Source organism: Photobacterium marinum (assembly GCF_000331515.1).
Classification (GTDB): domain Bacteria; phylum Pseudomonadota; class Gammaproteobacteria; order Enterobacterales; family Vibrionaceae; genus Photobacterium; species Photobacterium marinum.
In genome coordinates, this window is sequence record NZ_AMZO01000026.1 from 74398 (window position 1) to 99778 (window position 25381).

Genomic DNA, 25381 nt, shown 5'->3' on the forward strand with positions numbered 1-25381 from the left:
CTGCTATCAATCCGACCTTCTCAGGCGATATAACTGAACGCTTGTCGGTATAACGAACTGTGAGATTGACGGTCTTTATCCACAACACGCTTGATTTTACAACAGCATACGCAGTTGGAAATGACAGAAACTATCATCGATAGAAAACTATCAAAATTGGGCTTCGGATTATCGAGTTTCAATTCTTGCAAATTCTCCCCGAAGCTTCCGATTTATATCTGTTGGTAGAGAGCAATTCTTTGTCTAATGGCTACTGATTTTGCTTGTTGGTTCATGAAGTTTAAGTACAAATATCTGTCCTGGTTTTAATGGTAAGGTAAACTGGCTGGCATTCGAGCAGATATTTCTGTAGCGGTAGCGTGCTTGGTAAGTGGTTAAAATTCCTTGAGTTTGCCATAACAAGGCAATCAAGGTGATGCGTTACACTCGGCGGTTTGAGTATGGAGTTCGGTGTGCTTTGTTGGTTTGGTGGGGCACACCTTATCGCAGGCGTTATGCGTTATCAGGAATAATATATGGCTACATTTCCAAAAATTGATTTTTATCCACTGTTCGATGGCCCTTCAGATTGGGAAATAAAAGAACACGAACAAGCAATTAAATTTGGTCTTCCGCCTCTTAGACAGTTAAAGAAAACTGAAAAGATCAATGATCCGTGTGAGTTCTTGTTACATACAATTAATAACTATGGGCATTCAGGCTTAATTTATAATTATCGAGAGCAAATATTAAGTAGTTTAGAATTCAGAGATGTAAAAAGGTTAACTCCTTACCTCAAGGATATACCTTCTACGAACAGGTATAGAAATATACCTCAACGAGCCATTTTGTCGGATGTTAATGCTGAAATAAGAGATTTTGGCTCGTATCTAGCTGAAAATCAGGTGCTCTTTCACGGCGGATCTACGACAATCGACCAACAAATAATTACTGATCGCCCGCTTTCAACTACTCTTTGTCCACAAATAGCTCTGTGGCATGCTGAGAATGATTTCCTACCAAACAGGAATCTAACCCCTGTGATATGGATTCTGACTGTATCTCAAGAAATAAAGAAGAAAGCGATAATATTTAGAAAGGCCGGATCTAATATGGAGCATGAGTTTGAGGTTCTTCTAGAATCTGGTGTGTTTATTAAACCTATAAAGAGATATTTTGTGGATTGCGTTTTTGGTGATTTGGAGGTTATAGAGTCAGTAATAAGCTAAAACACGCATAACAAAGCAATCAAGGTGACCCGTTACACTCGGCGGTTTTGGTATGGAGTTCGGTGCACTTTGCTAGTTCGGGGTGGGGCACCTTATTGCAGGCGCTGGAGGATCCCCACAAAATTCACGCATGATAACTGCTCCTTGCCATCATAATTAACTCTTGTTGTGCCCAGCGTAATGTTGAATCTGTAATGTGATATTCCATCCGTCGAAAGACTTCTTTTCCTAGTCTGACGAAGGATAAAACTCGTCTCTTTTTTATCGTATTAGCCTGGAAGTGGCGGTGCCAACCGGCATGTTCGGCAGCAATGCCGAACCACCAATAGACCATGAAGGTGAGAAGGCCGATTAGCAACAGGACATCGAGCCGCTTTGGGTCATTGGTTCGGCTTTGTCGGAGGCCAAAGCCATATTGAGGGCTTTTCAGGTCACGGAAAGTCTCTTCAATCTGCATACGCTTTTCATAGATGCGGACGATACAGCGGGAAGAGAAGATGTCGGTTGGGATGTTCGTGGCGAGCAGCCAAGGTTCTTTTGCTGATTTTCTATGAACGGCTTGTGCTGTAAAGTGCTCTCGACCTCTGGGTCTGTCTTTGCGTTTTCTTGACGTTTCTTTTTTGAAGAGATGCAGGTGGCAGAGTAATGGTTTTCGTTTAGCCAGTTGGGTCAATCCAATGTACTTGGGTTTATTATTTGCCTTTTTAAACAGTTGCTTAATGTGATGCCATTGTTTGTTATAAAAGGTATTTACATCACCGCGAACGCGTCCTAGGTAGCACCACTCCATAGCCTCTACTTGCCGAAACCAGGTGTTCCTGAAACCGGCATCTGTGACAATAATGGGTATGACATGCGAGGGTAAAACAGCTTTGAAGTTATCAAGAAATATTTGGTGACTACGGGGAGAGTTGTATTGTTTAAAGGTAAAGGATTGCTCGAAAAGGGTAACGGAACGACCATCAACAGCCACGGATGCCCTGAGTACCATGAGGCGTTTGTATTCCCGGATATCGGCCCAGTCGACGAGGACGATCGGTTGTGGGTTAACTGAGCATATTTGGTGACAGTGCCAGCGGTAAATATCCAGCCTTTCTCGGTGTAACTGGCAGTTACCTAATAAACGGTCAACCCGCTTTATACAGTGTTTGGTCTTTGCTTTAGAAGGGAGAGAACGGCCAAGTAATGTTAGGGTCAGCGCATCGTTATTTAGCAGTGCTTTCACCGAATCCATCAGTGAGTTAAGTCGCTTTTTGTGAATGCTAGAGCATTGTTCTCTAAGGGGATCATGTAGTATCTGAATATCACGCATCTTGTTTTCCTCTTTTTGTTTTTGTGGTGAATTCATTAGATCAGAAGGTAAGGTGCGTGTCTACTTATTGAGCAATAAGGAATTTTTGTGGGGATTCCTGAGTTGTAGGCGTTAGGCTTTTTCGTTGGATAATCAGAATGTGGAATGATGTTGAGCAGTTAACTAAGTTTGTAAAATTTATCCCTTATGTTTTTATTTCACTAGGTTTTGTTGTGGCACTTTCGGGGCAGTTTGTGAAAGCTAAAGTGGAAGAGCGAGTTGTGTTCTTGAAACAAGATGCTGAAATAGCTCTCAAAAACACGGCGCCTGATTTGGATGTCACATTGGGTAAGTACGCACCAACAGGAGAGCTTGTACTACAGATTACCGCGAAAAATGATATTCCCTTTACATCAAGTTGGCATATCAAAACAACAAACAATGAAATAGTGTCAGGTATTCAGTTAGAAAAGCCAGTAAGTACACCAACTCCAGAACAACGAGTATTCTTATTCAAAGCGGTGGTTGACGTAAGTAAGATAAAAAACAATTACCTAGAGTTAGATTACTTCTATGAATCTAAATATTCCTCTGAGCTTAATCAACCGCAAAACTTAAAGGGAACAATCACCAGAAAATACTTTTACGTAAACGGTGAAGTTTTTCCAGTAGAGCAGTTCCAGAACACAATAGGTCCGAAATCACCTGAACCACAAGCCTAACAAACAATTTAAGAGTGATTCAGCACGCTTGGCATTTTTGGTTCGGTTGGCTTCAGTGTTTACGTGGCTTTGCTAGGGTTCAGTGGTTGGTTAGCTGCACCTTAGCAAAGCGTTATGTGCTTCTCCTAAGTGTTTGATTTTAAATGTGTGTCAGGTGCTTGTCACCTTAGTGTCGTTACCTTTTGGTAGTTTATGGGGCAATGTGGTTTCACATCAAAGGAGGTAATGATGAAACTAAGGAAATTAAGGTTATCGAAAGCTTGGTCTCAAGAACAATTAGCTGAAATGACAGGTTTGAGTGTTCGTACAATTCAGCGAATTGAAAGAGGGCAAAAGGCAAGTTTTGATTCGTTAAAGTCCTTAGCAGCAGTCTTTGATGTTCATGTCAATGAATTACAAGAGGTTGATTGCAGTATGGATACCAACACAAATCAGAAAGATGAGCTGGCAGTAGTTGAATATGTTAGAGATTTGAAAGGGTTTTATTCCCATCTAACAAATTATTTGGTCGTCATCATTATTTTGTTCTTAATAAATTTACTTACAGACTCCAGCTATATTTGGGCTATTTGGCCTGCATTAGGCTGGGGTATCGGTGTGCTTAATCATGCTGCTCATGTCTATGAATGGTTTAATTGGTTCAATGAGCGCTGGGAGAAAAAGCAAATAGAAAAGCGATTAGGACGGAGATTATAGATAGTTCGCACATAACAAAAAGCACCATGCGACCCGTTTTACTCGGCAGCTTTGGTATGAATTGGCTTTGGTGTTTACGGTAGTCAATTTTGTTATTTGCGGTAACGGGCGCATGTGCTTAGGCGTTATGCCTAAGGAATGATGGAATAATGAATACCACAATACTAGAGACAGAATATTTTACTGTAAGTCAGTGCAACGATTGTGATGTGCCGGGTTACTTAATCGTGAGGTATAAAGACAACCAAAGAGAGTTAAGTGAACTTCCTCATGAAGCTAAATGTCAGCTTGGGGTATTACTTAGCGAAGTTGAATCAAGTATTACAAAAGTGTTAGCTCCCGAAAAAGTGTACTGCTGCAAATTTGGAGAAGCGGCCAGTATTATTCATTTCCACCTTTTTCCAAGAATAGTCTTGTTAAGTAAATCGTTTTTAAGCATCTATCCAGAGCAGCAAGGTTTAATTCATGGCCCTCTGTTATTTGATTGGGCTAGAGATTACTACAAAGTTAAAGTCGGTTGTTTCTCTCCTGATACCATAGTTGCTTTCAACAAAATCAAGGCTATTTTGAGTTCTGTTGGCATAACAAGGCATCAAGGTGACACGTTACACTCGGCAGTTTTGGAGTGAAGTTCAAAGCGCTTGGTAAGTTTGGTGTTGGTGCACCTTATGCCAGGCGTTATATAAATTAAGGAAAATTCAGTGGATGTTACAAATGCTGTAGGTAACAGTATCACCACAAATCTTGGTGATCTTGAAATTGCTGAATTTCTGGGGAAGGGAAAGTCTGGATATTCATACTTAGCTCAAAACTCAGGACATCAATACGTCGTCAAACTAATGCACTATGAACCATGTGCGTATTATTCATTTGGTGACTCAAATAAGGTAGAGCTTGAAGTTTCTGCGTATGAAAATTTGGAAAAATCAGGGGTTCAAATTCCTAAGCTTCTTGATGTAAACATTGAAAAAAATTATCTCATCAAAGAGTATATTGATGGCTATCTTGTTACAGAATTAATAATTGACGACTCTCTTCCTGATTCATGTATTGAACAAGTTTGTGCTATGTCAAAGGCTCTTAAATCACTAGGTTTGAACATAGATTATTTTCCCGATAATTTCGTATTGAGTAATGGCATTCTTTATTACGTTGATTATGAGCATAATCCATATGATGAAAAGTGGGATTTGGCCAACTGGGGTTTGTACTATTGGGCAAATTCAAAGGGTATGAAAGCTTACAAAGAAACGAAAGACCCTACTCAAATCAATGAATGCGCAAACTCTGGTGTACCAATAAAGCTGCCATTTGCAAACATAGTAAATTCTTGGCTCAGAACTTATTGTGAAGATGTTTAGGCTTGGTGGGTTAATTTAATATAACAAAGCAATCAAGGTGATGCGTTACACTCGGCGGCTTTGGTACGGAGTTCAGTGTGCTTTGTTGGTTTCGAGGGGCACACCTTATCGCAGACGTTATGCTGTTTTTTAAATTCAGAGGTTTTATCAAATGGGTTATCAACTGTGGATGTCACCAATAACGGGTTATCGTAGAAACGGAACTCGTTTTAGTGCATTGAAAAAGATATTTATCGATAGTGTCACAGTTCGAGATATATACGAGCCTTTGCTTTGTTGTCGTGTAGATGACCCATCTGGTCATGTTAAAGAGACACTAATGCACCGGCAGTTTGATACTGCGGGGGTAATTGATCAAAACCAAAAGGTAATTGGTTATGTGAACACATCAGATCTAAAAGATGGCAGCATAAATCAATATCGGATTGACATTAAACTTGAACAAGTCATATCTGATTCTACTCCTTTAGCCAGCCTTCTAAATGTCCTTCAAGCGAGTGACTTCCTTTATGTTAATCATGGAGCAAAGATAGTCGGCATAATTACAAAAGCTGACTTAAATAAACCTCCTGTACGAATATATGTTTTTGGCATGTTATCGCTCTTTGAAATGCATCTGAACTCATGGATTCGTTATGAATATCCAGATAACGGTTGGCAAGAACACATATCAGAACAGAGAGTTGCCAAAGCTCAAGAAACTTACGAGCTACGTAAGCAAAATAACCAAGATCTATCTCTCTTAGATTGCTTACAATTAGCAGATAAGCGTGACTTATTAGCAAAGTCCAAAGAGTTTAGAGAGCGTTTTGGTTTTAATAAGAAGGGCGTTGAGCGTTTTATACGATATGCGGAGCGAATTCGTAATGAGATAGCACATAGCCAAGACTCAATTATCGCTAGTCTTCCTTGGGATAGCTTTGTGAGTGTTTTGGAAGATGTAGATAGGTTCCTTACAGAATCAGACCAACTGATCGAAACTGAAGCAAAGGCTGGTGCGGTCGATTTTGTAGAATATCTGACAACATCAGCATAACAAACGACTATGGCGTCAACAGATAAATTTTAAGCTGTTTTTGCATCCCATAAGACGCCATCTCTCAGCATTGAATTGAGGATGATAACCATCTTTCTGACGCAGGCGATGATAGCCACTTTTTTGGGTTTCCCTTCAGCCTGCAGTCGCTGATAGGTACTTTTAAAAACAGGGTTACATTGCATGGCAGACATCATAGCCATGTATAAAACTGTTTTAACCTGGGCTCGACCACCCTGTATTTTTCTGTGTCCTTTATAGCGCCCACTTTCCCGGTTAATGGGGGCGACCCCGACAAGTGCAGCAGCTTGTTTATTAGTGATATAGCCGAGCTCGGGAAGGTTGCTAATGATAGATGCTGCTGCGATTTTTCCGATACCAGGCATACTTTGTAGTATTTCATTTTTAACCTGATATTCGGGGCAGCCTTCAATTAGTTTAATGAGTTTACACTCGATTTTTTCTATCTGTTTTTTAAATGCGGTAAGGATAGGTTTGATAGTCATAGCCAGTTGTTTTGGCATAATTTGGAGTCGTTTTTTCTCCATGGTTTGCATCGAGAGAAGCTGATTTCTCCGGACAACTAAATCCGCCATAAGCCGCATGGAATCATGCTTGAGCTTGGTTAAGGCTGGCTGTATAGCTTCGGCATAGTGGGCGATGAGCTTGGCATCAAGCTTATCAGTTTTTGCTCGTTGGCCGATGGCGCCGGCAAAGCGCTTAACGTGAACAGGGTTAGCGATGACATAAGGAATGTTGGCGTCAGCACAAGCAGGAATGAAGGGCATTTCTAATCGACCAGTGGCTTCAATAACGACCCGTTGTGGTGAGTATTGATTGATGGTTTTGATGGCTTGTTTAATACCTTTGTCGTCGTTAGAAAGTGAGAAAAAGATGTCGAGAGGTCGGATATAAATATCGAGCTGAGACTTTCCGGTATCGACGCCGATGTTAATGTTTTGAATTGTTGAAGTATCCATAATAAGCTAACTGTGCATTTCGTAATGCGGGTTCGAGACCCAGTAGACTATTCGAGTGTTGTGCTTGGAGTCCTATACAGTGTTCACGTTTGTTATCGGTCTCACGACAGAGGAACCAGCAATCAAGGTGATGCGGTACTCTCGGCGGTTTTGGTCTTGAGTACGGTGCGCTTTGTTTGTTCAGTGGGGCACACCTTATTGTAGGCGTTATGTTTCTAGGGGGAAATAGTGAGTAAAGTGATTATTGGTGATAGTTTAGATGCTAAAATGTCACTTTGGAGATATATGTCGATCGATAAATTTATTGATTTATTAGACAATCAAAGGCTTTTCTTAACACCTCTAAGCTATTATCAGTCTACTGATCCGTTCGAAGGTCACGTTCCGAAGGTGGCATTTGAAGCAATGATGAATATAGTCTTGGATCGCATTAATGTACAAGAAAAAGAAATACTAGAACTAGAAAAAGCATTTCATGAGCGTGTTGGGGCTGGGATACATGAAGCTAGTGAAAGTGATTTAGATAGTATTGAAAGAGCAAAGAACAATATCAAATCTCAACGAGAAGACCTTATTCCGTCATTTAATAAGATAGTGAAGTCAACGGGGGTAAATTGTTGGTATAACAGTGAATCCGAATCTGAAGCAATGTGGAAATTGTATTCAGATAGTGGTAAGGGAATTGCCATCAAAACATCTGTCGCTTCGTTAGTTGAGGCTATATGTTCGTGTGAGCAGACCTTACCATTACGGTTAGGTAAAATTAAATATCTCGACTTCTTAAGTGATACGCTTAAACCTCAAGATTGTATAACTGATGGAGATATATCTCCATTACTCAAGCGAAATGAATTTCAACATGAAAATGAAGTACGTTTGTATTCTGTGCCTCAAATTCACGCCTCTGATTGGGAAAGTTATGAATTGCAACCGATGATGGTCGATATCGATATAACCAAATTAATTGAAAAAGTATACATATCACCTTATGTAGGCGAGCCTTTTACATCTAGTGTAAATACTGTGTGTCGGCTATTTAATATTCCAAAGTCTATAGTATGTAAGTCTGAATTATTGAAAGATTATGAGAAAATGCTGAGCGGTTTTGTTTCGGTCGAAACATAACAAAAGAATCAAGGTGATGCGTTACACTCGGCGGATTTGGTTCAGAGTTCGGTGTGCTTTGTTGGCTCGGTGGGGCACACCTTATCGCAGGCGTTATATGTTGGTGTGCCCTGCGAAAAGTGGTCACTTAATAAAATTAAATTTTATATAGATGCTTAATTATGTTTTGTAAGCTAAAAGTAATATTGGTTGCATCATTGATGTCTAGTTCTAGTATTGCAGCCGAACATTTTGATAGAGTTAATGATTGGGAGTATAAGAACAAAAATGAAAATGGGATACTTTCTTTCAGTGCAGGTACAAGGTTCGTAGGCAGCGATGGATTTTTTGATATAAGTTGCCTAGATATGCGACCAGTAAAAAACTTATGCGCACAATTGGCTAAAAGACCTTGCGATGAAAGTGAATTGTTGGTTCATAGTGCGGGATTACCATTGCCCTATAAAATAGGGTATAGAAGTAAAATAACAACCGTGAAAGTTGGAAATAATAAATCTCCATACTTTATTACAGATGTTACATATTATGGAAATTTAGGGTTATTCTTTGGTGACCAGAAAACGTTCTATTTTGATGAGATACTGGAAATTTTAAATGGTAATTCAAATGTGAATGTTGAGGTGGTATATAAGAAGTATGCTTCCATGTCTGATTTGATTGATGCTAACGATAATTATGAAACACACAGATTAAAATACTCAATTGATCCTAGGGTTCTAAAGCCAGGTTTTGATTATTATTACAAACATTGTCAGTAAACATATAACAAAACCATTAAGGTGATGCATTACACTCGGTATTTTTGGTATGAAGTTCGGTGCGCTTTGTTGGTTCAGTGGGACGCACTTTATCGCAGGCGTTAAGTGCCACATTTGAGATTTAAAGAATGAATTTATTAGTTGAACACTTTAGTGCAATAGAAAAATTGCTGTTGGCAAAATCTAGAATAGCTGCAAACTCAGGACATCCATTACATAAAGGTAATGCCAGAGAAGACTTCATTCGCGAATTTCTCGCTGATCATATTGGAAGTAGTGTCAGGATTGGTACTGGTGAAATAATCTCACATGATAGTAATGTGGGAGATGATAGGAACCAGTTTGATGTGGTTTTATATAATGCATCATTTCCAAAAATAAACTATTCCAGTTCAGTTCATGCTTTTTTGGTCGAGTCAGTTAATACAACAATTGAAGTTAAATCAACATTAGATAAAAAGGGGTTAGAGCAAGCAATTAAAGCTGCAAGTAGAGTTAAAAGTTTAGATAGAAATGTAGCTCGCCCGTTGAATCCACAGGCAACAGTACCACCAAGAATATATAACTTTTTAGTCGCTTATGACTGTAATGTATCGGTAGATGCAGTTTATAAGTGGTGGGCTGAAATCGATAAAACACTATCCTTAAATCAAGATTCAATGCCAAGTGATTTTTATCAGCGAAATAAAGCGATTAGCCAGTCATTAGACTTTATCGTGATATTAGGAAAAGGTGCTATTTACTTTGACAATTTGCCTGTTGGTGTACCTATCACTAAGGAGCAGAAAGAAAGCCATCCTGAGAACAGAAGGCTTGTGAGGTGTCAGGAGAGTAACAATATTTACTTGTTGTTCCTTTATCTCGTTGAGCAAATTAAAGGGATTGAGTGTGACCAAATTGATCTGTACAAGTATTACGAGAAGATTTATCAGTCAAATCGCAGTATAAATTGGGAAGAGTAGTGTTGCACTTAACAAACTATTCAAGAGTAATTCGCAACGCGTGGCATTTTCACTATGCGTTGGTTAAGGTGGTATGCGGAAGCCTCGGTATTGCGTGCCTCACACCTTAACAAGGTTACATGGACTCCCCCGGTTGTCAACAACAGCGTCAGGTGATGGAAGGTTTGGGACTGCCGCTCTACATTCGGTCTGTTTACTGGCTTTCGATGCCATGACCCTGATGACACTACGCGGTTGCGGTTCCTCATTCGTTATGCTTCAGGAAGAGGTAAGTTTAGTGGTAAGTAATTCAGTTAAGTTGGACCTATTAGAAAATAGTCAATCGTTTCTAGTCGAGGCTGTGGATAAAGCAATAGGTGCTGAAGATGAAGTAAGGCATTGGCAATTTGCTATTTTAAATCTGGTTCAGTCTTTGGAATTGAGTCTTAAGTTAATCCTGAAAAATATTCACCCACTCTTTATATATGAAAATATCGACAACCCGAAAAATACAGTCAGTGTAACTAAAGCAATTGAACGACTTTCAAATCCAAAAATTGGTAATATTTCATTTACTAAAAATGAAAAGAATGGAATGACTTCTGCCATTAAGCTACGAAATCAAATAACTCATTCAGAATTTGAGTTATCAGTTGAGTATGCTCGCGCTCAGTTCTTTAAGGTTTTTTCTCTGATTGCTACGGTTCAACGTAGACATTTTGAAATACAAGTCGAGGATATCCTTTCGTCTGAAGCAATTGAAAACCTAATCGACATCGAAAAAAGTCGAGAGGTGCTAGTTGAAAATGCACTACAAAGAATCGAGGATGAGCAGATTGACGAAAACCTTGTATGGGAGTGTCCGAACTGCTTAGCTGGTACATTTGTAGTATATGAGTCCATTAATTCTTGCTACGCATGCACTCACACTGACAATGTTGAAGAGTGCCCGCATTGCCAAGAGTTGTTTTACGAGCATGAGTTGGAGTCAATCCATAATAGTTTAGATATTGACTATTGCGAGGGAGAGGCAATTATATACAACACTTATGGTTATGATAATTTGTCAGCATGTACCGACTGTGCTGAACATATTGCTCGCGATATCGCAGAGCAACGAGATCGAGAAGATATGGAAATGTACGAATATCATTGGTTAAGTGAAGCATAACAAAGCCATCAAAACGACCATCAACGCTCGGCATTCTAGGTCTGAATTGGCTTTGTTGTTTACGGTGGTCAATTAAATATTGTCGTAATGCGTTGCTGGCGTTTTATGGCAAGTCGTTAGGTCTCAGGGCTGAGAGGAAATATTAACGGGAGTTTATTTTGAAACCAGAAGTACTTTATAAATATCGTGATGATTCTGAACGTACAGAAGATATGATTAAAAATCAGAAAGTTTGGTTGTCCTCTCCAAAGCAATTAAACGATCCTCTTGAATGCAAAATAGGCGAGATACCGCCTGAATGGGAAGCAAAAACTATTCGTGAAAACGAAAATGCACAGATCATGGGGGTTATTATGCAACCTCCTTTCTTTGAGCCTCCTAAGCGTTTATTCTCACTTAATGAAAGAGAAACTAAGCAATGGCTTAAGCGTTTTTCTAAGCTAAATCACCCTAGAAAAGTAAAAGCTATGAGGCAGTTATATTCTGACCATGGAATAGAGCTTTCTCGTCCTGAAAATATTTTTAAAGATATGCGTAAACGCTTATCTCAAGTTGGTATTTTTAGTTTAAGTGAAGATTGTTCGAATGAATTAATGTGGGCACATTACGGTGCGAATCATGAAGGTATTGCTTTAGGTTTTAGATGTTCGAGTGACTGCAAGCTTTCAAATCAACGTCATTGTCTACCAGTAATTTACGCTAGGAAAAAACCTACATTTGAGTCGGGTTTTAAAAACGAAGTGCAAATTATGCCTCCGGGTACTGGTCAAGCGAACGTTCAAAGAGTCTCATTTGAAGATGAAGTTTTCCGTTCAACAATTAGTACAAAAACGCCTGCGTGGGAGTATGAAAAGGAGTGGAGGTATGTCGAAGAAAGTCATGGACTGTTTGACTACCCTGGAATTTTAAGTCACGTGGTTTTTGGTTTGCGTATGAGTGATGGACGAAAAAAATACTATAGAGACTTAGTGGCGCAGCATATTGGAAATGATGTTGATTTTTATGATGTTGTTGAGTCCGAAGACCTAAGTGGTTTGAGTATTGTTAAGAGGCAATAATAGGCCTAACAAACGACTATGGCGTCAACAGATAAATTTTAAGCTGTTTTGCATCCCATAAGACGCCATCTCTCAGCATCGAATTGAGGATGATAACCATCTTTCTGACGCAAGCGATGATAGGTACTTTTAAAAACAGGGTTACATTGCATGGCAGACATCATAGCCATGTGTAAAACTGCTCTAACCTGGGCTCGACCACCCTGTATTTTTCTGTGTTCTTTATAGCGCCTACTTTCCCTGTTTTATGGAGGCGACGCATATCTAATGCACTATAACTTTTTTGATGTAGATAGTAAGACATCAGAAATTTAACAACATTATACCACTTGTAAATTTCAAGGATGTATCTGATACCTAATGCGACACTGTCATTCATGTGATAATGCTGACTAGATAAATTGAGCAGCTATTTCACTTAGATCTTGTTCACGAGTGTACCGAGAGGGCATTTTTGGATCTTCCCAGCGACCTAACTGCATTATTTGCTTGTTCGTGGCCCCAGCTTCCGATAAATCCTGAGCACGACCAATCCTTGCACTATGTCCCCGCCATGGCTTTTCACAATCTTCGGGTTTTAGTGCCTGGTAAGCTCGATCAAATACTCCATCTACAGCTTCACCACTTAGTGGTGAAAAGCCAGTTACAGGGTCACAAAATCGCTTGTTGGCAAATCCTTTTTTTGTTAATGGGTAAAATACATAACTGTTTCTATCATCAGGATCACCTCCAGTGGCAATTATTGCTGCCATCAAAAGTTGGTAGCTTTGCCGGCTAACGAAGAACACGCTGCCCGAGGCATCATTTTTTTTATTACTGGTCTTGGTATAGCCAATTCGACCAATATAGTGGCCATTATTTCGATTTAGCTTTAGCATTCTCAATGTCACTCTAGCTAACTCACTTTCTCTAAGTAGGCTATCCCAAGCTAAAGATAATAGAGCAAGGTCTCTGCGATCGCGTGGATGATTACTATTTTCCCATTGATGGCGCAAGGCTTGAAGGTGGTGTTTACGAAAACCCGCTTGCTGGTTTTCAGTGTAACCATTTCTTATTGCATTCATTCGAATGCTGGCCATGGTATCAATGACATGTTGGGTTTTTGTTACATCTATCATACCGGCAATCCGATGAAGCAAAGAGACAACAGATAGATGGGCACTAATTGTACTTGGCGCGTGGCCTTTGACCATCTCAAGGAAATTGAGGTAGTGACCAAGCTCATAGGGTGATGTAGGTAATGAACGCAATTGATTCTCTTCACACCAATCAAGGTATAAACGAAGAGAATGCTTCGTTTGGCGCAATGTGTTTAGACTCCGGCCTGATGCATTGTATAGATAGGACACAAAACCATCATTAGCGACTCTTCGCTTGTCGTCATCCAGATCCGACATATCAGCAGCTCGATAAAGTAGTTTACTCAATTCGGCAATCAGTTCTCTATAACGCGATCGTTCAGTAGGATTCTTAATCCGTACAACAGATGCGTTGGTCAATTGCTCCTGGTTTGTAAACACCACCGGGCTAAAATGGCCACTATTATTCATCCCTATCATTGTCCCCATAAAGAGCAAGATTTAAAGTGTTACAATGTCACGTCAACCCTACTACGGATATCAGTTACTTGTTATAATTGGCATTATATAGGGTAATTATTTTCATGTCATATTTTACGTATATTTATCCTACTCATTCCCCCCAAATGCTCGAAAGGACTTTCCTTGAGGAAAGTGTATGATGGCAACACATCAATATGAAAACTTACTAATTCTTAAGTTGCTCTCAATATTACATTTAACATAATAAATGTAATATGTACTAGCAAGCAAACAAATGAAAGATCTAATTAGAAATGTCATGTTGAACTAACTTCAGAGCACTCTTTCCTAGCGTGTTATCTGGAGCCAATGAGATGTTACTGGACGATGAATTGCTGCGGATTAAACTCATCCAAGACATTTTTGCGACAAACGGATAAGCTGCAGCTTGAGCACCCGGCAATCAGCGGCATGATGATAATTTTAAATTACGGGTATTAACCTTGATCCACGAATATTACGCTGAATTCGGACCGACACTGATCCATAAGAAGCTGACAGAACGTCATGGGATTCAAGTCTCTGTTGAAACTATGCGCCAATGGATGATCTGTGGAGTCCTCATGCCAAACGCAAACCCCATGTCCATCAGCCTCGTCATTGCCGAGATCGACGGTTCACACCATGAATGGCTCGAAGGTCGTAGCTCGAAGTGCTACCTGTTGGTCTACACCGATGATGCCACCGCATTTCCACACGTGAATACATCAAGCAACACAGTAAACCGACAGCGTTCTTGCGGTTTTCCATGTCAGCAAACGTGATGCTCAATCCTACTGGCTGACCCAGTTTGGTCGTGTGCTCAAAGATCTTAATAATCGAGCTTTTAGAAATGTGCGCGAACAAAACGTTACAGCATCACTTATTTAAGAAAATACGTCTAAAAAGTATCTCGACACCATAGAGCTAGCCAATGCCTAGTTCCCTACTTTGACCGCGATATAACCGCTGGTTAAACTAACTTGAATAGAGGTATTTTATCAGGATAAGCAAACAGGATACTTAAAATTAGGGTAAACAAAAACCATACCGGCGAACGGGGACTGATGAAATGCAATTGATTAGGGAGTCAATATTATAAGGCTAAAATTCATTATCAGTAATGTTTGCTTTCAAGACCTGATAAGATAATAACTTGTGAATTGAAGATAAAGCCAATAGTCCCCAGTGGACTATTGGCGTTAAAAGACTACTTTAAACTATTACAGTCAACTTGATTGAAGTCCAACCGCTTAAATAGCTTTAATGAGTCAATTCGTTGAAAATCATTTTTCTCAGCTAATGCTAAGTTTTTCAAATCGATTGTAAACACTCGGTAGCCAAATGATTCAAACTCTTTGGGCATACAAATATTTTGGCCATCTTCTATATCAAAACAAGCTTCGCTTTCACCAGCTTTCTTTGTAAGTAATGCGCAAGATTCACCCTTTACACTAACTCCTAGGTTTTCAAGATCATTTTTATTTTTGAAAGTAAGAGTAGTATTTAAAGTGCCGTTAGAATTAAACTTTTCTTCGTTATAGTAGCCGTCATCAACAAGTGGAAATCCTTTCACATTTATTCCATCCAGCGCTACTACTTTTGTGTTTCCTTGTGCTGCATCTTTTGCGTCGTCAGAGTCACATCCAAATAGGGTCAGCATAGAAACTAGAGTTATTAATGTTATTTTTTTCATTTTATTCTCTTTGTTTTTTCTGAAGCGGATTAAAATCACGGCCAAAAATAGAAATAGGCCATGGTTTATTGCATGTGAATTATTACTTCAAAAATCATAAAACTCAACCATTAGTCTGATTTTTGTGATTTTTCATCCTAAAATTATAGATTCAATGATGTAATGATGGATTATTCAGACACAGACGTCCTTTTACCCACCCCAATATTTAACTTGAACAATAAGTGATGATTTTTCAAAATTCTCAAGAAATGTGATGAATTATCTAAGCCTTTTTTTAGTTAATCATGTTGAGTTTACATCATTGGATTTGCTGTTTAATATTAGCTGATAAGATATCGTTCTTAATCTACTTGTAGAATAAGAGATTGTAATACTTTTGGCTTTATTTGAATAAATGACGCCCTCCTAGTTGTTCAGGTAGATAATTACGTTATTTTACTCTTCATTCAAATTCACTTTATTAAGAAACCTTTTACATATGAAAAGTACACTATTTGCGGCATGTTTAGTTTTACTTATGAGTGGTTGTAACTCCGGCTCATCTAATTCAACAACACAGCCAATTAACCAACCAAAAGCGGATTATCATTTTAGTGATAATGCTCTCGAAGAAGTTTTAGAAGAGCGTTTAGCTGTTTTAAATTCCATGAACCTCACTTTCGATGGCAAAGTATACTCAACACTGAAGTTCTCTGACGATCTATATGATGATAAACTTGTAATGTTAAGTAATATCGCTGGAGATTCAGTGATATTAAGACTTACTGATATGAGTAAAAGTGGTTCAAACTGCGTTATCTACTTTGATTCATCCAACATCGAACAATTTGACTGTAGCCCAAGTAAAATATCGAGTTCATCAGATAGATCTTTATTGGAGTCTCAAACAGACAGTACCGCCAAAACAGTACGTCTTGAATTCTTGACCGAGGCTTATAATTACTTGACCGCAATTGGTTCAACAATACTGTCTGCACAACTCGATTCAGGCGAAGTTAACGTTAAAACTTCATTCGCTTTTGACCAGTTCTACCGTGATGTAATCTGCAGTGGTACATGTAGTAACCGTGTCAATTCGACGCTAGGTGTAACGACATATCTACAATTGAAAAAAATCATTGAAAGCCATAATGGCCTAAAAATGAATATACTTTTCAATAACCATATCGGAGGAAGTGCCGATGATGATATCAACATGTATACAGGCCTACTCATTAACGACAACCAAATGAATACTTTCGTCACTAAAAATGGTTCAGTATTTTCAGGAGGTACAGATCTATTCGCGGCTGGCGAACAGCGTATTTTAGAGCGAGCAACAAAAGTTGGACCTATTGAACAAGCAATGCAGATTGGTGTCCATAGTTGGAGTGAGGGAGATAAGACAGCTAAGGATATCCCATATACAGACGAAAGCCATCGCAAACAAGCAACTTACTTTAACCACATCATGGGTACGCAAGGTATTCCGTTCTATATGTTCACGTTGGACTCAGCGCCAGCCAAAGGTGCACACTGGGTAACTCAAGCCGACTCAGACAAATATGGCCTTATTACAAAGTTAATTAACCCTAAGTCTTAGGTATAACGCAATCAGTACTTTTCAAATGAAAAGTAAAAACATTATAGCTAGCAAAAGGTCTTCCAATGGTCGGCCTTTTGATGTTTATTGATAATTGAAGTCGATAAAAACTTTCTCGGAGTTTCGTCATGATACCAGAGTGTTGAAATAGTAGCTTTTAATATAGATACTGGTAGCTTTTCTATGCGTTTTTTTAGATTTCGAAAACAAATTTATTTTGCAAGTGGATTTTTTGAAACGCATATTAATCACTCTACCTCTTCCGTTGCATACTGCTGTAAAATTGAGATCTCGACCTCACAAAGCACCAGTAGCTAAAACAGACTGATATATTGTACAGGTGGGTAAAAGTCCATCGTACAATTTGAAAGCACCAAATTATTTCAGTGTCATTTCACTTTAATCTAATATTGCCAGCACGTAGTTCCATTTACGGGAGACGACAAAATAACTAGGATTTTTCTGCCAAAGTTGCATAGCTACAAATGAAATTAACAAATTCTTGGTAGTAGCTCACCTTGTGGCAAGTCTAAATAACGACGACTCCCCCAAGGTGTTTTCAGAATAACTTTCCCTGGGCGATCTTCAGATACCCTACCGATGATAGCTGCCGTAGCCTCACAACCAAATTCATGCATGATATCAAGAGCCTTAATTGCCTCGTCTTCTGGAAGTGCAATAAGAAACGTCCCTTCATTGGCTAGATCGAAAGGTTCGAAACCATACAATTCACACATCCCTTTGACTTCATCACACACCGGAATAGCACTTTCTTTGACGGTTATTCCGACATTAGATCCCATCGCCCATTCATTTAATACTGCAGACACCCCCCCTCGAGTAGCATCTCGCATGGCATGTATTTCAAGTTTGGCCTCAATCAAATGTTTGACTGTTGGCCAAAGTGTTGCACAGTCGCTAGTAAGAGTTGTTTCTAGCGCCAAGCTTTCACGTTCCATGAGTATGGCAGCACCATGTCGGCCAATATCTCGAGAAACAATTATCACATCACCTAGCTTAATGTTAGTAACTGAGACCCCATCAAACTGAATTCGCCCTATTCCTGAAGTATTAATTAATAAACCATCAGCACAGCCCTTTGGTACTACCTTTGTGTCACCACAGACAATTTTTGCGCCACTCTTATCCATTTCATTTACCATGCTATCAACAACTTTCTTGAGCTTGCCAACCTCAAAGCCTTCTTCGATGATAAAACTACAGCTAAGATACTCAGGCTTAGCTCCCATCATTGCTAAATCATTTACTGTACCTGCAATGGCTAGTTTACCTATATCACCACCAGCAAAAAACAACGGCGACACCGTGAAGGAATCAGTAGTGAAAGCTATATCGCCGTTCAAATGTAGTCGGGCTGCATCTTCATCATTATTTAAGATAGGGTTATTAAATGCGCTAAAAAAAAGTGATTTAATTAGTTTATTCATTTCTTTTCCACCACCGCCGTGACTAAGTTGAATCACTTCAGGTCTTTTATTAATATCAAACATATTCATAATCCGTTGTAACGGTAATAAGCGTTGCAAGCTCCTTCTGAGCTAACCATGCAACTTCCCAATGGTGTTTGAGGGGTGCATCCCCGACCGAAAACTTTACAATATGTAGGGTTGGATAACCCTCGTAAAATATCTCCACATTGACACGCTTTATGATCGTCAATTTCTTTAACAGGTAATCTATCAGCATATTTATATTCGGCATCTCTATGACGATAGGAATCCTTTAACATTAATGCAGAATTCGGAATTGGGCCTAAACCACGCCAACGAAACGAAGGACGAACCATGAAGTATTTATCTATTTTAGTCTGAGCAATAAAATTACCATGCTCGGTAACAGAGCGACTATACTGAATATCAAGCTTAGCGGATCCTGATGAGATTTGCCTGATGATACATAATATAGACTCCATGATATCGACAGGCTCAAAGCCGGAAACTACCACTGGTATGCCATAATTTTTAACAGTAGAGCGATACACCTTCGCTCCACTGATCACGCTAACATGCGCCGGACCTATAAAAGCATTCACTTTAACATCAGAGTCGGCCATTACAGCATCGATAGCAGGAGGTACCAATACATGGTTAATATGGAAAAGAAGGTTATTAATCCGCTGAGTTTCAGCCAATTCTATTAACACCGCAGTCATTGGGGTTGAAGTCTCGAACCCAATTGCAAAAAAGACCACCATTTTATCCGAATTTTCTTTAGCTATCCTCAGCGCATCAAGAGGATCATAGATAGGTCGAATATCACAGCCTCGTGAGCGAAACTCAGCCAAGCTTCCTTCAGAGCCCGGAACTCTAATCATATCACCAAGGGTTACAAGAATAACACCAGGCAAGCTAGCCAATGCAGCGGCATGATCTATACGCTCCTTGGGCATAATACAAACAGGACAACCAGGACCATGAATAAAATTAATATTATCGGGTAATAACTGTTTCAGCCCATACTTCATTATGGTATGAGTATGCCCACCGCAAACCTCCATAATATTAATCTTAGCTTTAACACTCAGCGCTTCTTTGTGAATTTTATGTGCTAATGTTCTGATGGTTTCGGTGTCACGAAACCCTCGATACAGTTGTTGTAAACTCAGCATGGCTACTATTCCTCAAAATTCAACTTTTCAACCAGCTCTTGATACCGTGCCAAACTCAGTTCAGCGTCACCCTTATCGATTTTCTCCATTACGAAACCGATATGGATCAGCACATAATCATCAATACTCAATGGCTCTGTCATTAAATGGGTGCTGACCTCACGTTTCACACCCATTGTATCGACAATGGCGCTACAGGATTTTTCATCCACTTTGACAACTTGCGAAGGAATAGATAAGCACATTATTATAGTTTCTCGGCATGAGCAGACTGTTGGCTCAAAAACACATGAGTTCGCATTTTAAACTTATTACCAAAATCAGTAGTTAATAATCGCTCTTGATTATTTTTACTTCATGGAAATCAAAACAAATATAGAAAACATAAGGTTTCCTTTCTACTAGAGCTATCTAATCTAACATCTAGTGTCCTGTTACTAAGTGCTAATTGATTATTATTTATAGTGTTACCATGGAAGATTATTATTAGAACGGAATTCCACTAGTGAGCTTTCTAACCAATCGAACCAAGCTGACATACCGTAGCCACTTTTTGACGAGAGCTCTATTATATGTGCATTTTGGGACAAATCAGTGATAGCTTTCCTCGCCTTTTTTGGTGAAAAATCATCAAAGAAAGATATAAGATCTGTTTTTGTTAGCAGAACATTGTCAGCAGTTCTAAACATAACTGGATACTTCGATGGTTTATCGTCACCTTCAGTAACCGATAGCAGAACAACATCTAAATGTTGACCAAGATCGAAACTGGCGGGACAAACTAGATTACCAACATTTTCAATGAACAGAATAGCAATACTCTCTAGATCAAGTTGGTTTTGCGCATTTTTAATCATATGAGCGTCTAAGTGACATGCCATACCTGTCGTGATTTGAACGACTGGCACATTGTGTTTTCGGATCCTATCTGCATCATTTTCTGTTTCAAGATCCCCCTCAATCACAGCAACACCAATACCTCTTGATTTCAACACACTAATACTTGATTCCAGTAGTCGAGTCTTACCACTTCCCGGTGATGACATCAGGTTAATCACCAATACTTTTCGGCTATTGAAAAAGGCGCGATTATGTTCGGCCTGATTATTATTTTCATGCAAGAGGTTTTTTATTACTGTGAATGACTTTTGTCCATTTTCAGTTATAGAGTATTCCCCTCCATCTCGGATCAAATGTCTATTGCCATCAGTGATATTACAGTTACATGTATTACACATAAATTATCCTGCCATCTATATTAGAGGTATCTTCAATGAAAACTCAAACGCTATTATTTAAACCCTCTTCTGCCAGTAGCAAATGAAGCCTCGTACTTTTCACATGAAATATCATCTGTTCAATAGTTCCAGATAGCTCAAGTAATTCTTGCTCATCAAGCATTTTTTCCAAGGTTCCATTTGAATAATATTCTCGTCATTGTTACTACCCCAGTAAGACAACCAAACGCTAAGACGTTAACCATTAATAATAAGTATTCCTTACTATCGCCTTGCTTGATTTACCTCTGTTCCATAATTACTTCTATTGCTCCTCAAGAACAACCGTCCCCTCTAAGAAGTCAACAACTACCGGTTTGAAACCACGTAAGACTCGTATAGGCTCGAAAAAAGTAGTCACTACGATTTCCGTTAAATCGAAGTCAAGTTGAGTAACGTTTTCAATAATTTCTTTGGTTCCATTTGATACAAGTATTACTTTAACATTACACATATATTATCTCCGTTCTTCAGCAGAATTCATGTGTTTATTGATCATTCTAAAGTTTGGTAAGCGAGGTTTTAATACCCTGAATCTCTGAAAGAAAACGTCCACCTATATCAAATGCACATAGACCACGCTTATCTGCAGTTCTAATTGTTTCACTGCTAGATAAAAAGCCCAGGAAATCCTTGTCTTTCAATGCATTTTTTAAAAAAACAAGATCATCATGACTTACCACTTTACTGGCAACATAAACAATTCTTTTTATGCCAATTTCACCCGCAAGCATTTCTATCTGTGTTGATGTCTGTAAGCTACGTTGTCCCGGTTCAACGACCACAATTAGTACGTCTACCGCCTCTGCAGTTGAACGCCCAAGATGTTCGATACCAGCCTCCATATCCATGATCACAACATCATCACGATCCAGCAAAAGGTGCTTCATCAAACTTCGTAGCAACGTATGTTCAGGACAAACACACCCTGAGCCACCATGCTCGACAGTTCCCATCATGAGTAACCGTACACCAGCATGTTCGATACAATGGCTATCAGGTAAATCATCAACTTTAGGATTTAGTACAAATAGTCCAACGCTATTTTGATCCGCCCCGGTACGCTCTTTAGCTAAGTTTTTCATTCTGGAAAATGGTTGCAAACTATTGCGCTCTTCTTCAGAAAAACCAACAGCTGAAGCAAGATTAGCATCGGGATCGGCATCTATAGCCAAGACCCGACTTCCATCAGCAGCAAAAGTTCTGGCTAATAATCCAGCGATGGTCGTTTTGCCTACTCCACCTTTACCCGTAATCGCTATTTTCATAGTCACCTCATCGTTGAGCTACGGGTGACAAGCTTTGCCACCCGCTTGTCATTTGTTTAGATGCCTAACCCTTGTCGCTTAGCTTTAATCACTTCCACGAGTTTATTGCCCGCAATTTTGGGATCAGTTTCAACAATGAAGTAACCACCAAATAAATCTTTAGCACCTTCTTGCATTAATTCCGTAACCACATCAGAACCGGTAACCTGCGGTATAGTACCTAAGTGAGTTGGCAAGCCGATCGCTACCCCCCATGAAGCAATGGCTATAGCCTTTTCCGACATAGCCTCAGGAGCAGATGCAACTACAGGTAAGTCACATAAATCAACGCCTAGCCTGTTAGCCAGCGCCGTAGCCAAAGTAACAGCACGACTGTTATCCACACAGGACCCCATATGCAGTACCAAAGGTAAAGGACCATTAAGACCAGCCGCATCACCGATCTGTGTTAAAACCGCCTTTAGAGAATCACCAGCATATTGCTCCGTAGCCTGCTGGTTCATTAGACCATGCTTGGCAAACGCCCCCGCTCCACAGCCCGTAGCTAGCAACAACACGTTGTTTGCCGCCAATGTTTTAGCAATTATCTGATAGCTTTCATCCTGCACAGTCTGTGTGCTGTTACAGCCGGCAAATAAGGCCACTCCCTGAATATTCCCATTCACTATATTGTCAACCAAAGGCTTCAACGGATCGACGGCATCGAGATTAGATAAAGCAGTAATAACGGCTTCACTACTGAAGCCCACCACCGCTGTCTGTTTGACATTGGGAATATTAATTTTATTAGGATCTCGACGAGTAAAAGCATTGATAGCACACTGAATTACCTCTCTCGCCGTTTCCACCGCATTTTGCTCGTGAAAACTAATATGACGCGCCCCCTGCATTTTATTTTCATCCATTGTCGTAATGACTTCGGTATGAAAACAATTACCAACCTGTGGCAAAGACGGCATAATGCACTGCACGTCGACCACCATAGCATCTAATGCTCCGGTCAAGATCGCCATTTCCTGTGACAAATAATTAGTAGCCAAAGGCACACCATGGCGCATCATTACCTCATTACCGGTACAGCATATACCAACAATATTGATTCCCTTTTCAGCACCAGCTTCTTTGGCAAGATCATTCATATCTCTTGCAATGTCACAAATGATTTCACTAAGCAGCGGATTGTGACCATTGACTGCTATATTGACAGCATCTTTATCTATCACACCAATATTTGCTTCAGTGACAACCGGGCTCGGGGTTCCAAACATAACGTCAGACAGTTCTGTCGCCAGTGACATACCATTAAAGTCAGCTAATGCTCCGCGAATACCACCAAGGAACACATTTTTGGGTTCAGCATCACAACCTATATGTGTTCTAGCCATGATCTGTGACACCGTGGCATCGATATTGTGGGGTAACGCACCTAAGCGACTAAGGAGATCAACCCGCTTATCTGGCAGTGTCGCACTTATCCAATGGCAACCTTTGTGGTGATCCTGATTCTGATAATCTTCTAGTGTTTTTGTTGCCACATCATAGGCAACTTCAAGCATTTCCTTACCCAACGTATCAATATCGAGCAACTCTGCAATACGATAGAGTTTATCTTCATCACGTATCCGATAGGCAGGTAGTAGCCCCTTACCAATTTTCTGCATAGCCAAGGCAATATGACGTCCATGTTCTGAGTGAGCCGCTGCGCCAGCTGCCATCATTCTGGTCACATTACGAGCAACAATGGTATGTCTATCTGCCCCGCAAATCCCTAACTGTGGTCCCTCACCAAAGGGATCGACTCGACAAGGGCCTTTGTAACAAATTCGACAGCAAAGACCTAAGGACCCAAAACCACACTGCGGAAGTTGCATTTGGTACCGATCAAAAACCGTTGCAATATCCTCTTTATCAGCAACCTTACACAAAGTTTTAACCGCTGGATCGCTTGTTTTTATTATCAAACTCATTACAGTTTCCTCAATGTCAAATTCAGATGTTTCTGCGACTGAGCTAGTTCTTTAGCTCTTGCTTGAACCAGCGCCATACGATATTCATGCAGGTTAATAAGTTTTATTGCTTTGGTAGGACAAGCCTCAACACATGCTGGTTCTTGTTTACCATTCTCCATGCGCCAAGTTGTACAAAGATCGCACTTTAACGCTACCCCTTGATTTGTTGAGCATCCATCATCTTTAAATACATCTCTTTTAACGGTGATCACACCAAACGGGCACACCATGACGCACAATTTACAACCCACACAATTCTCTTCAACGATCTGAACTTGATCATTTTCTTGACGGCAGGCTCCTGTAGGACAAACCTTTGCACATGGTGCGTCCTCACATTGTCGGCATTGCATCGGCATCATTACTCCGTCCGAAACAACAACTTTTGTTCGTGAAAACAGAGGTAGTTTATTAATAACAGAATCTATTATGCCGCCTTTCCCACCATGAGCGACGGCACAGGCAAGCTCACAACTATGACAGCCCAAGCATTTCTGTGCGTCCGCATAGATAATATTGTTCTCCAGTTCTTTCATAACACCGGCCTTATTATTCATACTTCAAAGCTATCGATAAACAGCTCTTCTCCCTGTAACAACTCAAGATCTTTACAGGCACAACATGTACATTTGAACTGGAAATTAAAAACCTCAAACTCATGTAAGCATGACTTACAACGAGCAACTGCAGCCAGATGATCTATTACCAGTTCAGCGCCTTCCGCAATTGTATTTTCTACAAACATTTCAAAACAAAACCGTAGAGCTTGTGGTTCTACCGCTTGGAGCTTTCCAACTTTAATCGTTACTTTTTTTATTACACAAACCTCATGTCGATTTGCTTCTGATAGCAAGATTTTGACTAACCCATCGGTAATTGAAGCTTCATGCATATCAAGTCCAAATAAAGTTGATAAGTTTAATTTTGATTTTATATTTAATACTACTTGATACGGGGTGTCTGTCGGCTAGCTGACACTCAAACAAAACT

26 protein-coding genes and 1 pseudogene are annotated in these 25381 nt (G+C 39.8%); 13 read left to right on the forward strand and 14 right to left on the reverse strand.

The window, feature by feature from the left end; genetic code table 11:
• Positions 1–515: 515 nt before the first annotated feature.
• Positions 516–1208: a hypothetical protein gene (locus tag C942_RS17330; RefSeq protein WP_007468113.1), complete on the forward strand. Its 693-nt coding sequence runs from the start codon at positions 516–518 to the stop codon at positions 1206–1208.
• A 124-nt stretch (positions 1209–1332) separates the two neighbouring features.
• Here C942_RS17330 and C942_RS17335 read toward each other — a convergent pair whose 3' ends face one another.
• On the reverse strand, positions 1333–2520 hold the full coding sequence (locus C942_RS17335; protein ID WP_007468115.1) for an IS4 family transposase: 1188 nt from the start codon (positions 2518–2520) through the stop codon (positions 1333–1335).
• A 137-nt stretch (positions 2521–2657) separates the two neighbouring features.
• On the opposite strand from C942_RS17335, the gene C942_RS17340 reads away from it, so the two are divergent.
• From C942_RS17340 to C942_RS17360, 5 genes are all read left to right on the forward strand, one after another.
• Complete coding sequence (locus tag C942_RS17340) at positions 2658–3221, forward strand: hypothetical protein (RefSeq protein WP_007468117.1); 564 nt, start codon at positions 2658–2660, stop codon at positions 3219–3221.
• 228 nt (positions 3222–3449) lie between these two features.
• Complete coding sequence (locus tag C942_RS17345) at positions 3450–3917, forward strand: 2TM domain-containing protein (RefSeq protein WP_036800829.1); 468 nt, start codon at positions 3450–3452, stop codon at positions 3915–3917.
• A gap of 149 nt (positions 3918–4066) precedes the next feature.
• Positions 4067–4546: a hypothetical protein gene (locus C942_RS17350; RefSeq protein ID WP_036800832.1), complete on the forward strand. Its 480-nt coding sequence runs from the start codon at positions 4067–4069 to the stop codon at positions 4544–4546.
• Between the two features lie 72 nt (positions 4547–4618).
• Positions 4619–5278: a BUD32 family EKC/KEOPS complex subunit gene (locus tag C942_RS17355; protein ID WP_007468123.1), complete on the forward strand. Its 660-nt coding sequence runs from the start codon at positions 4619–4621 to the stop codon at positions 5276–5278.
• Between the two features lie 151 nt (positions 5279–5429).
• Positions 5430–6314 (forward strand): CBS domain-containing protein, encoded by an 885-nt coding sequence (locus C942_RS17360; protein WP_007468125.1) that lies wholly within the window; start codon positions 5430–5432, stop codon positions 6312–6314.
• A 29-nt stretch (positions 6315–6343) separates the two neighbouring features.
• On the opposite strand, the gene C942_RS17365 is transcribed toward C942_RS17360, so the two are convergent.
• Entirely contained in the window at positions 6344–7294 is a 951-nt protein-coding gene (locus C942_RS17365; RefSeq protein WP_007468127.1) for an IS110 family RNA-guided transposase, read from the reverse strand.
• 228 nt (positions 7295–7522) lie between these two features.
• On the opposite strand from C942_RS17365, the gene C942_RS17370 reads away from it, so the two are divergent.
• The 5 genes from C942_RS17370 (at position 7523) to C942_RS17390 (ending at position 12347) form a co-directional block, all read left to right on the forward strand.
• Entirely contained in the window at positions 7523–8419 is an 897-nt protein-coding gene (locus C942_RS17370) for a DUF2971 domain-containing protein (RefSeq protein WP_232428191.1), read from the forward strand.
• Positions 8420–8580: 161 nt separating this feature from the next.
• On the forward strand, positions 8581–9177 hold the full coding sequence (locus tag C942_RS17375) for a hypothetical protein (protein ID WP_036800835.1): 597 nt from the start codon (positions 8581–8583) through the stop codon (positions 9175–9177).
• A gap of 128 nt (positions 9178–9305) precedes the next feature.
• On the forward strand, positions 9306–10139 hold the full coding sequence (locus C942_RS17380) for a DUF6602 domain-containing protein (protein ID WP_007468130.1): 834 nt from the start codon (positions 9306–9308) through the stop codon (positions 10137–10139).
• Between the two features lie 133 nt (positions 10140–10272).
• Entirely contained in the window at positions 10273–11289 is a 1017-nt protein-coding gene (locus C942_RS17385) for a hypothetical protein (protein ID WP_232428192.1), read from the forward strand.
• Between the two features lie 158 nt (positions 11290–11447).
• Complete coding sequence (locus tag C942_RS17390; protein ID WP_007468133.1) at positions 11448–12347, forward strand: DUF2971 domain-containing protein; 900 nt, start codon at positions 11448–11450, stop codon at positions 12345–12347.
• A gap of 16 nt (positions 12348–12363) precedes the next feature.
• Here C942_RS17390 and C942_RS24790 read toward each other — a convergent pair.
• Both C942_RS24790 and C942_RS17400 read right to left on the reverse strand, forming a co-directional pair.
• Positions 12364–12592, reverse strand: a pseudogene (locus tag C942_RS24790) (IS110 family transposase); the annotation flags it as partial.
• A gap of 147 nt (positions 12593–12739) precedes the next feature.
• The gene (locus C942_RS17400; RefSeq protein WP_007468137.1) at positions 12740–13897 is read right to left on the reverse strand and encodes a tyrosine-type recombinase/integrase; all 1158 of its coding nucleotides are present in this window, start codon (positions 13895–13897) and stop codon (positions 12740–12742) included.
• A gap of 494 nt (positions 13898–14391) precedes the next feature.
• On the opposite strand from C942_RS17400, the gene C942_RS24450 reads away from it, so the two are divergent.
• The gene (locus C942_RS24450) at positions 14392–14712 is read left to right on the forward strand and encodes a hypothetical protein (RefSeq protein WP_051035859.1); all 321 of its coding nucleotides are present in this window, start codon (positions 14392–14394) and stop codon (positions 14710–14712) included.
• 425 nt (positions 14713–15137) lie between these two features.
• Here C942_RS24450 and C942_RS17410 read toward each other — a convergent pair whose 3' ends face one another.
• Positions 15138–15623 carry a hypothetical protein gene (locus C942_RS17410; protein WP_007468140.1) on the reverse strand — a complete coding sequence of 162 codons (486 nt, stop codon included), beginning with the start codon at positions 15621–15623 and terminating at the stop codon, positions 15138–15140.
• A gap of 481 nt (positions 15624–16104) precedes the next feature.
• On the opposite strand from C942_RS17410, the gene C942_RS17415 reads away from it, so the two are divergent.
• Entirely contained in the window at positions 16105–17208 is a 1104-nt protein-coding gene (locus C942_RS17415) for a hypothetical protein (protein WP_007468142.1), read from the forward strand.
• Positions 17209–17699: 491 nt separating this feature from the next.
• Here the strand turns inward: C942_RS17415 and hypE are convergent, their stop codons facing one another.
• From hypE to C942_RS17460, 9 genes are all read right to left on the reverse strand, one after another.
• Complete coding sequence (hypE, locus tag C942_RS17420) at positions 17700–18719, reverse strand: hydrogenase expression/formation protein HypE (RefSeq protein WP_007468144.1); 1020 nt, start codon at positions 18717–18719, stop codon at positions 17700–17702.
• 2 nt (positions 18720–18721) lie between these two features.
• Positions 18722–19837: a hydrogenase formation protein HypD gene (gene hypD / locus C942_RS17425; protein ID WP_007468146.1), complete on the reverse strand. Its 1116-nt coding sequence runs from the start codon at positions 19835–19837 to the stop codon at positions 18722–18724.
• A gap of 5 nt (positions 19838–19842) precedes the next feature.
• Positions 19843–20082 (reverse strand): HypC/HybG/HupF family hydrogenase formation chaperone, encoded by a 240-nt coding sequence (locus C942_RS17430; RefSeq protein WP_007468148.1) that lies wholly within the window; start codon positions 20080–20082, stop codon positions 19843–19845.
• Between the two features lie 222 nt (positions 20083–20304).
• Positions 20305–21075 carry a hydrogenase nickel incorporation protein HypB gene (gene hypB, locus C942_RS17435; protein WP_007468150.1) on the reverse strand — a complete coding sequence of 257 codons (771 nt, stop codon included), beginning with the start codon at positions 21073–21075 and terminating at the stop codon, positions 20305–20307.
• Between the two features lie 304 nt (positions 21076–21379).
• A complete protein-coding gene (locus C942_RS17440) occupies positions 21380–21568 on the reverse strand; it encodes a CooT family nickel-binding protein (protein WP_036800846.1) in 189 nt (62 codons plus the stop codon).
• Between the two features lie 46 nt (positions 21569–21614).
• Positions 21615–22382 carry an ATP-binding protein gene (locus C942_RS17445; protein ID WP_007468152.1) on the reverse strand — a complete coding sequence of 256 codons (768 nt, stop codon included), beginning with the start codon at positions 22380–22382 and terminating at the stop codon, positions 21615–21617.
• Positions 22383–22438: 56 nt separating this feature from the next.
• Positions 22439–24349, reverse strand: coding sequence for an anaerobic carbon-monoxide dehydrogenase catalytic subunit (gene cooS, locus C942_RS17450; protein ID WP_036800850.1), 1911 nt, complete (start codon positions 24347–24349; stop codon positions 22439–22441).
• Entirely contained in the window at positions 24349–24927 is a 579-nt protein-coding gene (locus C942_RS17455) for a 4Fe-4S dicluster domain-containing protein (protein ID WP_036800889.1), read from the reverse strand. The genes cooS and C942_RS17455 overlap by 1 nt, the downstream gene beginning before the upstream one ends.
• A 17-nt stretch (positions 24928–24944) precedes the next feature.
• Positions 24945–25283, reverse strand: a complete 339-nt coding sequence (locus C942_RS17460) for a hydrogenase maturation nickel metallochaperone HypA/HybF (RefSeq protein WP_036800853.1) — start codon at positions 25281–25283, stop codon at positions 24945–24947.
• Between the last annotated feature and the right edge of the window lie 98 nt (positions 25284–25381).

What these genes read in the sequence shown, in the direction of transcription:
- C942_RS17340 (WP_007468117.1), top strand. Translation starts at nt 2,658, where the DNA reads ATGTGGAATGATGTTGAGCAGTTAACTAAGTTTGTAAAATTTATCCCT.
- C942_RS17430 (WP_007468148.1), bottom strand. Translation starts at nt 20,082, where the DNA reads ATGTGCTTATCTATTCCTTCGCAAGTTGTCAAAGTGGATGAAAAATCC.
- C942_RS17335 (WP_007468115.1), bottom strand. Translation starts at nt 2,520, where the DNA reads ATGCGTGATATTCAGATACTACATGATCCCCTTAGAGAACAATGCTCT.
- C942_RS17345 (WP_036800829.1), top strand. Translation starts at nt 3,450, where the DNA reads ATGAAACTAAGGAAATTAAGGTTATCGAAAGCTTGGTCTCAAGAACAA.
- hypE (WP_007468144.1), bottom strand. Translation starts at nt 18,719, where the DNA reads ATGTTTGATATTAATAAAAGACCTGAAGTGATTCAACTTAGTCACGGC.
- C942_RS17350 (WP_036800832.1), top strand. Translation starts at nt 4,067, where the DNA reads ATGAATACCACAATACTAGAGACAGAATATTTTACTGTAAGTCAGTGC.
- hypB (WP_007468150.1), bottom strand. Translation starts at nt 21,075, where the DNA reads ATGTGTAATACATGTAACTGTAATATCACTGATGGCAATAGACATTTG.
- C942_RS17375 (WP_036800835.1), top strand. Translation starts at nt 8,581, where the DNA reads ATGTTTTGTAAGCTAAAAGTAATATTGGTTGCATCATTGATGTCTAGT.
- cooS (WP_036800850.1), bottom strand. Translation starts at nt 24,349, where the DNA reads ATGAGTTTGATAATAAAAACAAGCGATCCAGCGGTTAAAACTTTGTGT.
- C942_RS17330 (WP_007468113.1), top strand. Translation starts at nt 516, where the DNA reads ATGGCTACATTTCCAAAAATTGATTTTTATCCACTGTTCGATGGCCCT.
- C942_RS17460 (WP_036800853.1), bottom strand. Translation starts at nt 25,283, where the DNA reads ATGCATGAAGCTTCAATTACCGATGGGTTAGTCAAAATCTTGCTATCA.
- C942_RS17380 (WP_007468130.1), top strand. Translation starts at nt 9,306, where the DNA reads ATGAATTTATTAGTTGAACACTTTAGTGCAATAGAAAAATTGCTGTTG.
- C942_RS17455 (WP_036800889.1), bottom strand. Translation starts at nt 24,927, where the DNA reads ATGAAAGAACTGGAGAACAATATTATCTATGCGGACGCACAGAAATGC.
- C942_RS17445 (WP_007468152.1), bottom strand. Translation starts at nt 22,382, where the DNA reads ATGAAAATAGCGATTACGGGTAAAGGTGGAGTAGGCAAAACGACCATC.
- C942_RS17440 (WP_036800846.1), bottom strand. Translation starts at nt 21,568, where the DNA reads ATGTGTAATGTTAAAGTAATACTTGTATCAAATGGAACCAAAGAAATT.
- C942_RS17360 (WP_007468125.1), top strand. Translation starts at nt 5,430, where the DNA reads ATGGGTTATCAACTGTGGATGTCACCAATAACGGGTTATCGTAGAAAC.
- C942_RS17365 (WP_007468127.1), bottom strand. Translation starts at nt 7,294, where the DNA reads ATGGATACTTCAACAATTCAAAACATTAACATCGGCGTCGATACCGGA.
- hypD (WP_007468146.1), bottom strand. Translation starts at nt 19,837, where the DNA reads ATGCTGAGTTTACAACAACTGTATCGAGGGTTTCGTGACACCGAAACC.
- C942_RS17415 (WP_007468142.1), top strand. Translation starts at nt 16,105, where the DNA reads ATGAAAAGTACACTATTTGCGGCATGTTTAGTTTTACTTATGAGTGGT.
- C942_RS17410 (WP_007468140.1), bottom strand. Translation starts at nt 15,623, where the DNA reads ATGAAAAAAATAACATTAATAACTCTAGTTTCTATGCTGACCCTATTT.
- C942_RS17400 (WP_007468137.1), bottom strand. Translation starts at nt 13,897, where the DNA reads ATGAATAATAGTGGCCATTTTAGCCCGGTGGTGTTTACAAACCAGGAG.